We start from the raw sequence: 14,011 nt of genomic DNA, 5'->3' as shown, positions 1-14,011 counted from the left end.
AAAAACGAAGATAAGCTAAGCTAAAACCCGGATTAGGAATCTGCGCCAGATTACTCCCTCTTAGTACCTTACGCCTAAAATTATCTCTTATGCAAAAAGGTCGCCTGGAGGCATTCAGCGATGGTGTACTCGCTATCATCCTCACTATCATGGTGCTGGAGATTAAGGTACCGCACGGCGATGATTTCACGGCTCTGAAGCCACTGCTGCCTATTTGCCTGAGCTACGTGCTGAGCTTTCTTTACGTGGGCATTTACTGGAACAGCCACCACCACCTGCTTAGCAGCGCCCGGCAGGTTAGCGGCGGCGTGCTGTGGGCCAATCTGCATTTGCTGTTCTGGCTCTCGCTCACGCCGTTTGCCACCGGCTGGATGGGGGAAAATCACTTCGCCCCGGCCACGCTGGCCGCGTACGGCGTAGTGCTGCTGGGCTCGGGCATCGCCTACTTTATCCTGCAAAACTGCCTGATTGCCGTCAACGGCCCCGCCTCGCCGCTGGCCCACGCGCTGGGGCACGACTGGAAGGGGAAGCTCTCGCTGGTGCTCTACGGCGTCGGCATTGGCAGCAGCTTTGTGCTGCCTTGGCTGGCCGGGGCCACCTACGTGGCCGTGGCCCTGATGTGGCTGGTGCCCGACCCGCGCATCGAGCGGGTGCTGCAAGCCCACCCGGAGCACGAAGTACAAAACCAGCTATAAGCCTGAATAGGCTGTCGGACGCAGAAATGTGATGTCGGTATGCGACACGTTGTGCTGATACTGCGGCAGGGCCTTTAGCTTCAGCCATTCGGGGTCGCTGCTGAAGGCTTTCCAGTGCGCCTCACGGTCGGGCATACTCTTGAAAGAAGTCATATACATCAGGTTCGGCATATTTGAGCCAAAAACAACCTCGCCGTAGAAGACACCATTGAAGCCCAGGCGGTTGAACAGCCTGATTTCGCCGCCCGCGTTAAACATCTGTACTTTGGTGCGAAACAGCCTCTCGCCGGGACCTTCGTAGCTGCGTAGCTCATATACCCGCTCGCTGGGGGCGCGTCGAGTTTAGGGGCAGTAAGAGCGGGCATCTCGTCGAAAGCCTTTACGAAGATGGTTTGCTGCCGGCCATAGGCGGGGCTGCTGTAAGGGGCATTTTCGTAGCTGCCACCGGCTGCCAGCAGCCGGGACGTCGTTTCCCTTTCTACTTTTTCCCATTGCGGCAGCGAGGTAAACGGCGTGAGCACGTAAATTCTGCGGTCGGCGGCCGTATCATTGCCGATGGGCTTGAACACCCCAACGGTCGCTACTCCGGCCGCGTGCAGCGCCGGCAGGTACTGCCGCTGCAAAAAGCTATCGACCAGGGCCTCCTGCCGGCTGGTTTTCAGGTGATAGATTTTCAGCGCGAAGTACGCCGGTCGGGCGGCGCGGGTCCCGGCATATGCCGCGCCCAGCACGGTAATGGTCAGTAGCAGGCAAATCAGCTTTTTCATGGGTGCGCAACGGCCGGGGCATAGGCGCTCCCCGGCAACGGGCCGCAGTATACGAGTGGCCCGACCAATTTGCCTAAGCCCTCGCGGCACCGGCCGCCTGCACCTGCGACAAGGGCCGAAAAAAACTTATCAGTTTTTAACAAACGTTTGTTAGTTTTGCGTTAGCCGTGGGCTTCCACGCTTATCCTAGTCTCCCACCCCATGCTCTTCCAACCCGAAATTGAGCGGCTTCCGCTGCCGCAGCTGCGGGCGTTGCAAAACGCCCGCCTCCGGGAGCAGGTAGCCTACTTACAGGCTCGCGTACCATTTTACCAGCGCAAGTTTGCCGAGGCGGGTATTAATCCGGCCACGTTCCGGGGGCTGGCAGACTTACCCCGGCTGGGCTTCACTAAGAAAACGGATTTTCGGGATAACTACCCCTTCGGCCTGTTTGCGGTGCCCGAAGCGGAGGTGGCGCGGCTACATTGCTCCAGCGGTACCACGGGTAAGGCCACGGTGGTCGGCTACACGGCCGGCGACTTGGGTATTTTCGCCGAGGTAGTGGCCCGCTCACTGGCGGCAGCCGGCTGCCGGCCGGGCATGAAGCTGCAGAATGCCTACGGCTACGGCCTGTTTACGGGCGGCCTGGGCATTCACTACGGCGCCGAGAAGCTGGGGCTGACCGTGATTCCGGTATCGGGCGGCAGCACCGACCGGCAGCTGCAGCTTTTGCAGGATTTCCGGCCCGAAATCATCTGCGCCACGCCCTCCTACGCCCAGGTGCTAGCCGAGGAGCTGCAACGGCGCGGCATTGCCCCGGAAGCCATCAACCTGAAGCTGGCCGTGCTCGGCGCCGAGCCCTGGACCGAGGCCATCCGCCAGCAGGTGCAGGCCGGGCTGCACGTAGCGGCCACCAATATCTATGGCCTGAGCGAGATACTCGGCCCCGGTATCTCGCAGGAAGATGTGGACGAGCGCGGCACCGGCAGCTACATCTGGGAAGACCATTTTTACCCCGAGGTGGTCGATAAAGACTCCGGTGAGCCGGTGGCGGAGGGTGAGCTGGGCGTACTGGTTTTCAGCACGCTAACCAAAAAGGCCATGCCCATTCTGCGCTACTGGACGGGCGACATCACCAACATCTACTACGACCACTCGGTGAAGCGCACCCACGTAAAAATGGGTCCGATTCGGGGCCGCGCCGACGATATGCTCATCATTCGGGGGGTAAATTTCTTCCCCACGCAGGTCGAGGACATCATCAGCCAGCTGGCCCACGTCAGCCCCTACTACCAGGTAGTGGCCACCCGGCGCGGCAGCCTCGACGAAGTGGAAGTAAGCGTGGAAGTAGCCGAGCCCCTGCTGCGCGAGCTGGGGCTGGCCACCGCCCCTCTCACCGCCGAGCACGTGCAGCAGCACGACAGCCTGCGCCAGCTGCAAGGCCTGTTTGCCAAGAAAATAAAGGACAATATCGGCCTCAGCATGCGCGTGAACTTACTGGGCTGCGGGCAATTGCCGCGCAGCGAGGGCGGCAAGCTAAGCCGGGTGAAGGACTTGCGCGAGCTGAAGTAAACAATCAGAAAACGTTGGTCATGCAGCGCGCAGCGAAGCAGCTCGTTCGCATTATTGGGTTAGTAACTCAAACATCAGCACGCGAGATGCTTGGCTGCGGTCTGCATGGCCAACGAGTATTACCAGATTAAGTATTTGTAGATGAGCCGCTTCCATACCTTAAAAATCAAGAGCATCACCCGCGAAACCCCCGACTGCGTGTCGCTGGCCTTCGAGGTGCCGGCCGAGCTGCGCGAAACGTTTCGCTACCTGCCCGGCCAGTACCTGACCCTGCGCCGCGAGCACCAGGGCGAAGACTTACGGCGCAGCTACTCCATTTGCAGCAGTCCGCTGGATGATGAATGGCGGGTGGCTATCAAGAAGGTGCCTGAGGGCCGCTTCTCTACCCTGGCCGTAGAGGGCCTGCACCCCGGCGATACCCTCGACGTGCTGCCGCCGCAGGGCCGCTTCACCCCGGCCCTGCACCCCGGCCACACCAAGCGCTACGCGCTGTTTGCGGCCGGCAGCGGCATCACGCCCCTGCTCAGCATCGCCCGCACGGTGCTGCTGACCGAGCCGGGCAGCCACGTGTACCTGGTGTACGGCAACCGGGGGCGCAACTCCATTATTTTCAAGGAACAGATTGAGGGACTGAAGAATAAGTTTCTGGGCCGGCTGAGCGTGTTTCACATCCTGAGCCGCGAGCAGGGCGAGAGCGACCTGTTGTTTGGGCGGGTAGACTACGCCAAGACGGCCCAGCTGCTGCGCCAGCTCATTCCGGCCAGTCAGCTCGACGAGGCGTTTATCTGCGGTCCCGAAGAGATGATTCACGGCGTGCAGCAGGCGCTGACGGAGGCCGGCGTCGCGTCGGGGAATATTCACTTTGAGCTATTTGCCTCGGCGGGCAGTGCCACGGTGAAAGCCGCCCCGCGCCGCGCCGCGGGCGAAGACGACCAGAAAAGCCAGGTTACGCTGCGCCTCGACGGCCGCGCTTACCGCCTCGACATGTCGTATTACGGCGATACCGTGCTCGACGCGGCGCTGGCCGCTGGTATCAATGCGCCCTACTCGTGCAAAAACGGGATGTGCAGCACCTGCCTGGCCCGCGTGACGAGCGGCACCACCGCCATGGACGTAAACTATTCGCTCTCAGCCGATGAAATAGCCAAAGGCTACGTCCTGACCTGCCAGGCCCGGCCTACTACGCCGGAGGTAACGGTAGATTTTGACCAGTAAAATTAAAATCGCGCAACAAAAATCGTTGTCATGCTGACGAAGGAAGCATCTTGTCAGGGCAGAACTACCTCCCAGGCAAACCCGATAAGTTGCTTCCTTTGTCGGCATGACAGGCGATTAGCAAGAAGTTATTCTTACTTTTGTCTTACGCTAAACTAACACTCGTTAGTTTTTGTTATCCGCTCATGGAAACGCTCGCTCCCACCCCCGAAGAACAATTTCAGGCCCGCATCGATGCCGACATCCGCATCGAGCCCAAAGACTGGATGCCTGAGGCGTATCGCAAGACCCTCATCCGGCAGATTTCGCAGCACGCGCACTCCGAGCTGGTGGGTATGCTGCCCGAAGGCAACTGGATAACCCGGGCCCCTTCGCTCAAGCGCAAGTCCATTTTGCTGGCCAAGGTGCAGGACGAGGCCGGCCACGGCCTCTACCTCTACAGCGCCGCCGAAACACTGGGCACCTCGCGCGAGCAGATGCTCAATGACTTACATTCGGGCAAGGCCAAGTACAGCAGCATCTTCAACTACCCTACGCTGAGCTGGGCCGACATGGGCTGCGTGGGCTGGCTCGTGGACGGGGCGGCCATCCTGAACCAGGTGCCGCTGTGCCGCACCAGCTACGGCCCGTACGCGCGGGCTATGGTGCGGGTGTGCAAGGAAGAGAGCTTCCACCAGCGCCAGGGCTTTGAGATTATGCAGACGCTGTGCGAGGGTGCGCCGGCCCAGAAGGAGATGGCCCAGGAGGCCCTCAACCGCTGGTGGTGGCCCACGCTGATGATGTTCGGGCCCAAGGACAGCGAGTCGCCCAACACCGAGCAGAGCATGAAGTGGCGCATCAAGCGCTTTACCAACGACGAGCTACGCCAGAAATTCGTGGACATGATGGTGCCCCAGGCCGAGTTTCTGGGCCTGACCGTGCCCGACGAAAAGGTAAAGTGGAACGAGGAGCGCCAAGCCTACGACTTCGGTGAGATAAACTGGGAAGAGTTCTGGGCCGTGGTAAAAGGCAACGGCCTCTGCAACCACGAGCGCCTGCAAGCCCGCGTGCAGGCCCACGAGGAAGGCGCCTGGGTACGCGAGGCAGCCCTGGCCCATGCCGAAAAGCGCAAGGCGCGGGAAACGGTGGCGGCGTAAGAGGCAACGAACATCGTGCAGCGCGCAGCGAAGCAACCCAACGATTTTTCAGAAAATGAACAACTCCGAATGGCCTCTGTGGGAGGTCTTTATCCGCAGCAAGCAGGGGCTCGACCACAAGCACGTGGGTAGCCTGCACGCCGCCGACGCGGCAATGGCCGTGCAGAACGCCCGCGACGTGTACACGCGTCGCCTCGAAGGCGTAAGCATCTGGGTAGTGGAGTCGAAGCACATCCACGCTTCCAACCCCGATGAGGCGGCCGAGTTTTTCGACCCGGCGGCCGATAAAGTGTACCGGCACCCCACGTTCTACGACGTGCCGGATTCCATTAAACACATGTAAGCCCGCGGGTTATGGCAGCTACTCAGTCTGAAATCTCCACCGCTCCGGCGGCGGCTCCTGCCGCCAACCCGCTGTTTCCGTTCGTGTTGCAGCTGGCCGATACCAGCCTTATCCTGGCGCACCGCCTTTCGGAGTGGTGTGGGCACGGCCCCGTGCTGGAGCAGGATTTGGCGCTGGCCAACATTGCCCTCGATTTGCTCGGGGAGGCCCGCAGCTACTACCAGTACGCCGCCGAGCTCGAAGGCCGGGGCCGCACCGAGGATGACTTGGCCTACCTGCGCTCGGCCGTGGAGTACCGCAACCCGCTGCTGGTAGAGCAGCCCAACGGCGACTTTGCCCACACCATCGTGCGGCAGTTCTTGTTCGATAATTTTCACTATCACTTACTTAAAGAGCTACAAAGCGGCCCGGATGCCCGGCTGGCCGCCATCGCCGAGAAGTCGGTCAAGGAAGCCTCCTACCACCTCAAGTGGAGCTCCGAATGGCTGATTCGCCTCGGCGACGGCACGCCTGAGAGCCGGCAGCGCCTCGATAAAGCTATTGCCACGCTCTGGCGCTTCGCCGGCGAGCTGACCACGCCCACCGCGCTCGAAACGAACTTACAGGAACTGGGGCTGCTGCCCGACTACGCCGCCCTGCTGCCCGCCATGCAGGCGCACGCGGCGCATGTGCTGGCCGAGGCCACCGTGCCCCTGCCCGCCGCGCCCTTCGCGCAGCAGGGCGGCAAGAGCGGCCGCCACTCCGAGCACCTGGGCTACCTGCTGGCCGAGCTGCAATACCTGCAACGCACCTACCCCGGCCTGACGTGGTAACTACCTCCCCCCCAGCGCCTACCGAAGCCCGAATCTGGCAGCTGCTGGAAGAGGTGAGCGACCCCGAAGTGCCGGTGCTCAGCATCCTGGACCTGGGCATCGTACGGGCCGTGGCGGTAGACGGCGAGCATATTACCGTTACCATCACCCCGACTTATTCGGGCTGCCCGGCTATGAGCGCCATCGCCACCGACATCCGGCTGCGGCTGCTGGCCGAGGGCTACCGGCAGGTAACTATCCACAACCAGATAAGCCCGGCCTGGACCACCGACTGGATGAGCCAGGCGGGCCGCTCCAAGCTTGAAGCCTACGGCATTGCGCCACCTATTGATGGCACGGCCAGCGGCCACGTCCTCAACTTATTTGGCCAGGATACCGCCGTACGCTGCCCGCTCTGCAAGTCGGCCCACACGCACCTGGTCAGCCAGTTTGGCTCAACGGCCTGCAAGGCCCTGTATCAGTGCGACGATTGCCGCGAGCCGTTCGATTACTTTAAATGCCACGCTTAGCTCTTTCCATGTCCGACACCGCCCTGCTCTACTCTTTTGCCGACGGCGTGGCCACGCTCACGCTCAATCGCCCCGACGTCTTCAACAGCATCAACAAGCCGCTGGCGCTGGCCTTGCAGCAGCGGCTGCGCGCATGCCAGGCCGATGCCAGCGTACGGGCCGTAGTGCTCACGGGCACCGGGCGCGCTTTCTGCGCCGGGCAGGACCTGGCGGAGATAACCGGGCCGAACGCGCCCGATGTGTCGGAAATCGTGGAGCAGCACTACAACCCTATTATTCTGTTGATTCGGGAGTTGGAAAAGCCGGTCATTGCGGCGGTGAATGGCGTGGCGGCCGGGGCGGGCGCCAACATTGCCCTGGCCTGCGACATTGTGGTGGCCAAAGAATCGGCAGCCTTTATCCAGGCTTTCAGCAAGATAGGCCTGGTGCCCGACAGCGGTGGCACCTACTTCCTGCCGCGCCTCGTGGGTATGCAGCGCGCCAGCGCCCTCATGCTGACCGGCGACAAGGTAAGCGCCACCGAGGCCGTGCAGATGGGCATGATTTATAAGGCGTTTGCGGATGAGAATTTTGACCAGGAAGTAGCCGCGCTAGCCCGGAAAATGGCCAGCCTGCCCACCAAAGGCCTGGCCTACACTAAGCAACTGCTCAACTACTCGTTTGCCAACGACGTGGCCCAGCAGCTGCGCGCCGAAGGCGACTACCAGCTGCGCGCCGGCCACACCGCCGACTACCGCGAGGGCGTAGCCGCCTTTCTGGCCAAGCGTCAGCCCACTTTTACCGGCCAGTAGATTTTAAATGTGGAAGATGTGAGCATGTGGAAGATGTAAAAAATCATCTGCAATCTGCATTTTCTCATTTCTCACCTCTTCGCATCTCCCACATTATCAGAATGACCATCGGAATTATTGGCAGCGGCGCGATGGGCGCGGGCATTGCCCAGGTGGTGGCTACGGCCGGCCACGCGGTGCGCCTGCTCGACCAGAACGCCGCGGCCCTCGAAAAGGCTACGGCTGGCATCGCCGCCAGCCTGCGCAAGCTGGCCGAAAAAGGCAAGCTGACCACCGAAGCGGCCGGGGCGGCCATTGCCCGCCTGCATCCCACGGCCAGCATGGCCGATTTTGCCGACTGCGAGCTGGTCCTGGAAGCCATTGTGGAAGACCTGGCGGTGAAGCAGCAGGTTTTCCGGCAGCTTGAAAATATAGTAAATTCTGAATGTATTCTGGCTACGAATACATCGTCGCTCTCGGTTACGTCGATTGCGGCGGCCTGTCGGCGGCCGGAGCGCTTCGTAGGCATTCATTTTTTCAACCCGGCCCCGCTCATGCAGTTGGTGGAGGTGATTCCGGCGGTGCAAACCCGCCCCGGACTGACCGACGACATCAAGGCGCTGGTGGCCAGCTGGGGTAAGCGCCCGGTGCTGACCCAAGACACGCCCGGCTTTATCGTGAACCGCGTGGCGCGGCCTTTCTACGGCGAGGCCATTCGGATTCTGGAAGAAGGCATCGCCGACATCGCCACTATCGACTGGGCCCTGACCGAGCTGGGCGGCTTCCGCATGGGGCCATTTGCGCTGATGGACTTTATCGGCCACGACGTCAATTATCGGGTCACGGAGTCGGTGTTCACCGCCTTTTTCTACGACCCGCGCTACCGCCCCTCCTTCACCCAGAAGCGCTTGTTTGAGGCCGGCTACTACGGCCGCAAAGCCGGGCGCGGCTTCTACGACTATGCGCCCGGCGCCGCGCAGCCCACGCCGAACCGCGATGCGGCGCTGGGCCAGCGCATTCTGTACCGGGTACTGGCCATGCTCATCAACGAGGCCGCCGAGGCGCTGTACCTGCGCGTGGCGTCGGCCCCCGACCTGGAGCTGGCCATGACCACCGGCGTGAACTACCCCAAAGGCCTGCTGGCCTGGGCCGACGAGCTGGGGCCGGCCCAGGTACTGGCTACGCTCGACGACCTCTACCACGACTACCACGACGACCGCTACCGCGCCAGCGTGCTGCTGCGGCGCTTGGCCCGCGAAAACCGGTATTTTCTGACGCATGAGCCCGTTCCCGCCATCCGCTAGCTCAACCGCCGAGGCCGTGAAAGCCCTCATGCTCGGCCAGGACGCCTTCAGCCAGCTGCTGGGCCTGCGCGTGGACGAGGTCGGCCCCGGCTACTGCCGCCTGCATTTTGCGGTGCGGCCCGATATGCTCAACGGCTTCGGGGCCCTGCACGGCGGCGTCACGTTTTCGGCGGCCGATACGGCGTTTGCCTTTGCCTGCAACAGCCACGGCCGCCAGAGCGTGGGGCTCAGCGTAACCGCCGATTACCTCGAAGCCGGCCGGGTGGGCGACGTGCTCACGGTGGAAGCCCGGGAGGTAAGTCTCAAGCATAAAATCGGCGTGTACCAGGTGCGCGTAACCAACCAGCTGGGCGCGGAGCTGCTGCTTTTCAAGGGCACGGCCTACCGCACCAGTCACGAAATCCTGCCTAAAACCTCATGAACGAAGCCTATATCATCGACGGCGTGCGCACGCCCATCGGCAACTTTGGCGGCACCCTGGCCGCCGTGCGCCCCGACGACCTGGCCGCCCACACCATCCGCGAGCTGCTCAGGCGCCACCCCAACACCGACCCGGCCGCCGTAGCCGACGTTATCCTGGGCTGCGCCAACCAGGCCGGCGAAGACAACCGCAACGTGGCCCGCATGGCAGCGCTGCTGGCCGGCCTGCCCTACTCGGTGCCCGGCGAAACCCTGAACCGCCTGTGCGCCAGTGGCCTGTCGGCCGGCATCGCGGCGGCCCGCGCCATTCGTAGCGGCGACGGCGACCTGTTCGTGGCCGGCGGCGTCGAGAACATGACCCGCGCCCCCTTTGTCATGTCGAAGCCCTCCCGGGCGTTCGGCACCGACTCGCAGCTGGCCGATTCCAGCTTCGGCTGGCGCTTCATCAACCCTGCCCTGCAGGCGCAGTACGGCACCGACGCGATGGGCGAAACCGCTGAGAATCTGGTAGACCAGTACCACATCAGCCGCGCGGACCAGGATAAGTTTGCGCTGGCCTCGCAGCAGAAAGCCGCCGCTGCCCAGCAGCGCGGCCGTTTTGCCGCCGAGATTGCGCCCGTGGCCATTCCGCAGCGCAAAGGCGAGCCGCTGCTGTTTGCTGAGGACGAATTTCTGAAGCCCGACACCTCTTTGGAAGGGCTAGCCAAGCTGCGCCCCGCCTTCCGCAAAACCGGCGGCACCGTGACGGCCGGCAACGCCTCGGGCCTCAACGACGGCGCCGCCGCCCTGCTGCTGGCTTCGGAGGAAGGCATCAAGCAGCACAGCCTCACGCCCAAAGCCCGCATCGTGAGCATGGGCGTGGCCGGCGTCGAGCCCCGCATCATGGGCATCGGACCGGTGCCGGCCAGCCAGCAGGCGTTGAAAAAGGCCGGCCTCACGCTGAACGACATCGCTATTATTGAGCTCAATGAGGCCTTTGCCGCACAGTCGCTGGCCTGCATCCGCGCCTTTGGCCTGGCCGACGACGACCCGCGCCTCAACCCCAACGGCGGGGCCATTGCGCTGGGCCACCCGCTCGGCATGAGCGGCGCCCGCCTGCTCAACACGGCCGCGCTGGAATTGCACGCGCAGCAGAAGCGCTACGCGCTGGTCACGATGTGCATTGGCGTAGGCCAGGGCTACGCCGTGATTATCGAGCGCGTGTAGCGTGGACGCTGCGAGTCCGCGCGTTTGATTGACTGATTTCTCTACTCCTACCCCCGCGCGGACTCGCAGCGTCCACGCTACACGCCCACCCCGCTATGACACCCACCCTCGAAAACTATACCCTCGGCCGCTGGTTGCCCGGCGGCTCCGACCCGCACGAGCTGCGCGATGCCAGCACCGGCGAAGTCATTGCCCTGGCCAATACCGAAGGCTTTGACTTCGAGCAGATTCTGGCCTACGGCCGCCGCGTGGGCAACCCCGCCCTACGCCGGATGACTTTTCACGAGCGCGGCCGGATGCTCAAGGCGCTGGCTTTTCACTTGCAGGAAAAGAAGGAGATTTTCTACGAGCTGAGCTACCGCTCGGGGGCGACGCGCGCCGATTCGTGGATTGACATCGAGGGCGGCATCGGCAACCTGTTTGCCAACGCCTCGCTGCGGCGCAAGTTTCCCGACAAGCCGTTCTACGTGGAGGGCGAGCCGGTGGGCCTCTCCAAGGGCGGCACGTTCATGGCCCAGCACCTGCTGGTGCCCCGCGAGGGCGTGGCCGTGCACATCAACGCCTACAACTTCCCCATCTGGGGGATGCTGGAGAAAATTGCCGTCAACCTGCTGGCCGGTATGCCGGCCGTGGTGAAGCCCGCCGTGCCCAGCGCCTACCTCACCGAGGCCGTGGTGCGCGAGATCATCGCCAGCGGCATCCTGCCCGAGGGTGCCCTGCAGCTCGTAGTGGGCTCGGGCCAGGGTATTCTCGACCACGTCACGTACCAGGATGTGGTGACCTTTACCGGCTCGGCCGCTACCGGCGCCCGGCTGCGCGCCCACCCGCGCATTATCAGCGAGGCGGTGCCGTTCACCCTCGAAGCCGACTCACTCAACGCCGCCGTGCTGGGCCCCGACGCCCGGCCCGGTACGCCCGAGTTCGACCTCTTTATCAAGGAAGTCCGCAAGGAGATGACGGCCAAGTGCGGGCAGAAATGCACCGCCATCCGCCGCGCCATCGTGCCCGCCGAGCTGCTCGAAGACGTGCAGATTGCCCTGGGCAAGGCCCTGGCCCAGACTACCATCGGCCACCCGCAGGCCGAAGGCGTGCGCATGGGCGCGCTGGCCGGCCGCGAGCAGGCCGAGCGCCTGCGCGAGCAGGTACGCAAACTGGCTAAGAACACTCCCATCGTGTACGGCGACCTCGACAACGTCGAGATTCTGGGTAAAGAGCGCGGGGCCGACGCGGCCAAGGGTGCATTCATCTCGCCCATCGTACTGCGCAACGACCATCCGTTTAAGCATTTGGACAGCCACGAGCTGGAAGCCTTCGGGCCGGTCGTGACCCTGATGCCCTACCACAACCTGGGCGAGGCCACCCAGCTCGCCAACCTCGGCAAGGGCTCGCTGGTGTGCTCGCTGGCTACCAACGACCCGCGCACGGCCCAGGAGTTTGTGCTGGGCGCGGCCACTCACCACGGCCGTATTCTGGTGCTCAACGGCGAGATGGCCAGGGAAAGCACCGGCCACGGCTCGCCGCTGCCCCAGCTCGTGCACGGCGGCCCCGGCCGGGCCGGCGGCGGCCAGGAGATGGGCGGCATCCGGGGCGTCGAGCACTTCATGCAGCGCGTGGCCCTGCAAGGCTCGCCGAGCATGCTGACGGCCATTACGGAAGTGTACCAGACCGGCGCCAAGACGGTGGAGTACGACAAGCACCCCTTCCAGCGCTACTTCGAGGAGCTGGAAATCGGCGAAACCTACACCACCCACAAGCACACCGTCACGGAGGCCGACATCAGCGCTTTCGCCGGCATTTCGGGCGATAATTTCTACGCCCACGTCGATGCTACCTCGCTGGAAGGCACGCTCTTCACCGGCCGCGTGGCCCACGGCTACTACGTGCTCAGCAAGGCCGCCGGCATGTTCGTGGACCCGCGCAAAGGCCCCGTTTTGCTGAACTACGGCCTCGACGAGTGCCGCTTCACCAAGCCCGTGTACCCCGGCACCACCATCGGCGTAACGCTCACGGTAAAGGAGAAAATCGGCCAGGAAAAGCGCGACGACACCGACATCGCCAAGGGCATCGTACGCTGGCTCGTGACAGTAAAAGACGAAACCGGCGACACCGTGGCCGTGGCTACCATTCTGACGATGGTAAAGAAGAAAAATCAAGGATAATTTATCTAATCTCAATTCAAAAAGAACGTCATGCTCATCTGGCGTCCGCTTGTCGAAGCATCTCTACCACGCCGCTAGGGTCACTAATTCAACGGCACGGTAGAGATGCTTCGACAAGCGGACGCCAGATGAGCATGACAGACGTTTTTAACAACCTTGTGAAACCTCGCTTTACCTAGCGAAACCTTGCGCTATGAGCAACCTCAACGCCGGCCACGTCACGGCCACCACCGATGCCGCCGGCATCGCCACCGTCACGTTCTTCCACCCTGCTCACAACTCGCTGCCCAGCGCCATCCTGGCACAGCTAGCCCGCACCATCACCGAAGTTGGCCAGGCTGAAGCCACCAAAGTAATTATCCTGCAAAGCGAGGGCGAGCGCACGTTCTGCGCAGGGGCCAGCTTCGACGAGCTGCGCGCCGTGGCCGATGCGGCGCAGGGGCTAGCGTTTTTTTCCGGCTTCGCGCACGTTATCAATGCCTGCCGCACCAGCCCCAAGCTCATTATCGGGCGGGTGCAGGGTAAGGCCGTGGGCGGCGGCGTGGGCCTGGCGGCGGCTACCGACTACTGCCTGGCTACTACCCACGCGGCCGTGAAGCTCAGCGAGCTGGCTGTGGGCATCGGCCCCTTCGTGGTCGGCCCGGCCGTGGAGCGCAAAATCGGCACCTCCGCCTTCGGCCAGCTGGCCATCGATGCCACGCAGTTTCGCCCAGCCGAGTGGGCCGCCAGCCACGGCCTCTACGCCGAAGTGCTGCCCGACCTGACTAGCCTCGACGCGGCCGTGCAGGCCCTGGCCCGGCGCCTGGCCGCCTCCTCACCCGACGCCATGCGCGAGTTAAAGCAAGTCCTTTGGGCCGGCACCGAGCACTGGGATACGCTGCTCGTGGAGCGCGCCGCCATCAGCGGCCGGCTGGTGCTGAGCGAGTTTACGCGGGCGGCCATTGGGTAAAGGCAGTGGAACGAACGTGCTTGCCGGTTACTTTGCAGGTAAATTTCCATCCCAAAACCAGTAGTTATGAGCCCGATTCTGATTGAGCCGCTAAGCGAGCAGGCCTACGAGTTGCTGCGGCAGTTAGAGGCACTTCATATTCTGCGCGTTGTGACAGAGCAAGTTCCGCCAATTT

At 63.0% G+C, this 14,011-nt stretch carries 15 protein-coding genes; 13 read left to right on the top strand and 2 right to left on the bottom strand.

What is annotated here, in order from left to right:
- The first annotated feature begins 89 nt into the window (after nucleotides 1-89).
- A complete protein-coding gene (locus tag F6X24_RS12010; protein WP_151088232.1) occupies nucleotides 90-695 on the top strand; it encodes a TMEM175 family protein in 606 nt (201 codons plus the stop codon).
- Here the strand turns inward: F6X24_RS12010 and F6X24_RS12005 are convergent.
- Together F6X24_RS12005 and F6X24_RS19155 are read right to left on the bottom strand one after the other, a co-directional pair.
- Entirely contained in the window at nucleotides 690-953 is a 264-nt protein-coding gene (locus F6X24_RS12005; RefSeq protein ID WP_229725069.1) for an NIPSNAP family protein, read from the bottom strand. The two genes, F6X24_RS12010 and F6X24_RS12005, sit on opposite strands and share 6 nt — an antisense overlap.
- Nucleotides 854-1,462 carry a hypothetical protein gene (locus tag F6X24_RS19155; protein ID WP_229725534.1) on the bottom strand — a complete coding sequence of 203 codons (609 nt, stop codon included), beginning with the start codon at nucleotides 1,460-1,462 and terminating at the stop codon, nucleotides 854-856. The genes F6X24_RS12005 and F6X24_RS19155 overlap by 100 nt, the downstream gene beginning before the upstream one ends.
- 201 nt (nucleotides 1,463-1,663) lie before the next feature.
- On the opposite strand from F6X24_RS19155, the gene F6X24_RS12000 reads away from it, so the two are divergent.
- The 12 genes from F6X24_RS12000 to F6X24_RS11945 all read left to right on the top strand — a co-directional run bounded on the left by F6X24_RS12000 (nucleotide 1,664) and on the right by F6X24_RS11945 (nucleotide 13,836).
- The gene (locus tag F6X24_RS12000; protein WP_151088230.1) at nucleotides 1,664-3,013 is read left to right on the top strand and encodes a phenylacetate--CoA ligase family protein; all 1,350 of its coding nucleotides are present in this window, start codon (nucleotides 1,664-1,666) and stop codon (nucleotides 3,011-3,013) included.
- A gap of 141 nt (nucleotides 3,014-3,154) precedes the next feature.
- Nucleotides 3,155-4,228, top strand: coding sequence for a 1,2-phenylacetyl-CoA epoxidase subunit PaaE (paaE, locus tag F6X24_RS11995; RefSeq protein ID WP_151088229.1), 1,074 nt, complete (start codon nucleotides 3,155-3,157; stop codon nucleotides 4,226-4,228).
- 185 nt (nucleotides 4,229-4,413) lie between these two features.
- Nucleotides 4,414-5,364, top strand: a complete 951-nt coding sequence (gene paaA, locus F6X24_RS11990; protein WP_151088228.1) for a 1,2-phenylacetyl-CoA epoxidase subunit PaaA — start codon at nucleotides 4,414-4,416, stop codon at nucleotides 5,362-5,364.
- Between the two features lie 55 nt (nucleotides 5,365-5,419).
- A complete protein-coding gene (paaB, locus tag F6X24_RS11985) occupies nucleotides 5,420-5,707 on the top strand; it encodes a 1,2-phenylacetyl-CoA epoxidase subunit PaaB (RefSeq protein ID WP_133655299.1) in 288 nt (95 codons plus the stop codon).
- 11 nt (nucleotides 5,708-5,718) lie between these two features.
- Nucleotides 5,719-6,519: a 1,2-phenylacetyl-CoA epoxidase subunit PaaC gene (paaC, locus tag F6X24_RS11980; RefSeq protein WP_151088227.1), complete on the top strand. Its 801-nt coding sequence runs from the start codon at nucleotides 5,719-5,721 to the stop codon at nucleotides 6,517-6,519.
- Nucleotides 6,513-7,028, top strand: coding sequence for a 1,2-phenylacetyl-CoA epoxidase subunit PaaD (paaD, locus tag F6X24_RS11975; protein WP_151088226.1), 516 nt, complete (start codon nucleotides 6,513-6,515; stop codon nucleotides 7,026-7,028). Before paaC ends, paaD begins: the two co-directional genes overlap by 7 nt.
- 8 nt (nucleotides 7,029-7,036) lie before the next feature.
- Nucleotides 7,037-7,819 carry an enoyl-CoA hydratase-related protein gene (locus F6X24_RS11970; RefSeq protein WP_151088225.1) on the top strand — a complete coding sequence of 261 codons (783 nt, stop codon included), beginning with the start codon at nucleotides 7,037-7,039 and terminating at the stop codon, nucleotides 7,817-7,819.
- 101 nt (nucleotides 7,820-7,920) lie between these two features.
- Nucleotides 7,921-9,102, top strand: a complete 1,182-nt coding sequence (locus tag F6X24_RS11965; RefSeq protein WP_151088224.1) for a 3-hydroxyacyl-CoA dehydrogenase NAD-binding domain-containing protein — start codon at nucleotides 7,921-7,923, stop codon at nucleotides 9,100-9,102.
- Entirely contained in the window at nucleotides 9,077-9,523 is a 447-nt protein-coding gene (locus F6X24_RS11960; protein WP_151088223.1) for a hotdog fold thioesterase, read from the top strand. The genes F6X24_RS11965 and F6X24_RS11960 overlap by 26 nt, the downstream gene beginning before the upstream one ends.
- On the top strand, nucleotides 9,520-10,728 hold the full coding sequence (gene pcaF / locus F6X24_RS11955) for a 3-oxoadipyl-CoA thiolase (protein ID WP_151088222.1): 1,209 nt from the start codon (nucleotides 9,520-9,522) through the stop codon (nucleotides 10,726-10,728). Before F6X24_RS11960 ends, pcaF begins: the two co-directional genes overlap by 4 nt.
- Before the next feature lie 95 nt (nucleotides 10,729-10,823).
- On the top strand, nucleotides 10,824-12,887 hold the full coding sequence (gene paaZ, locus F6X24_RS11950) for a phenylacetic acid degradation bifunctional protein PaaZ (RefSeq protein WP_151088221.1): 2,064 nt from the start codon (nucleotides 10,824-10,826) through the stop codon (nucleotides 12,885-12,887).
- 193 nt (nucleotides 12,888-13,080) lie between these two features.
- Complete coding sequence (locus F6X24_RS11945; RefSeq protein WP_151088220.1) at nucleotides 13,081-13,836, top strand: enoyl-CoA hydratase/isomerase family protein; 756 nt, start codon at nucleotides 13,081-13,083, stop codon at nucleotides 13,834-13,836.
- Nucleotides 13,837-14,011: the final 175 nt, after the last annotated feature.

This window comes from Hymenobacter baengnokdamensis, from assembly GCF_008728635.1.
GTDB classification, from domain to species: Bacteria; Bacteroidota; Bacteroidia; order Cytophagales; family Hymenobacteraceae; genus Hymenobacter; species Hymenobacter baengnokdamensis.
The sequence above is the reverse complement of the archived record's forward strand: the minus strand, read 5'-3'. Positions and strand labels throughout refer to the sequence as shown.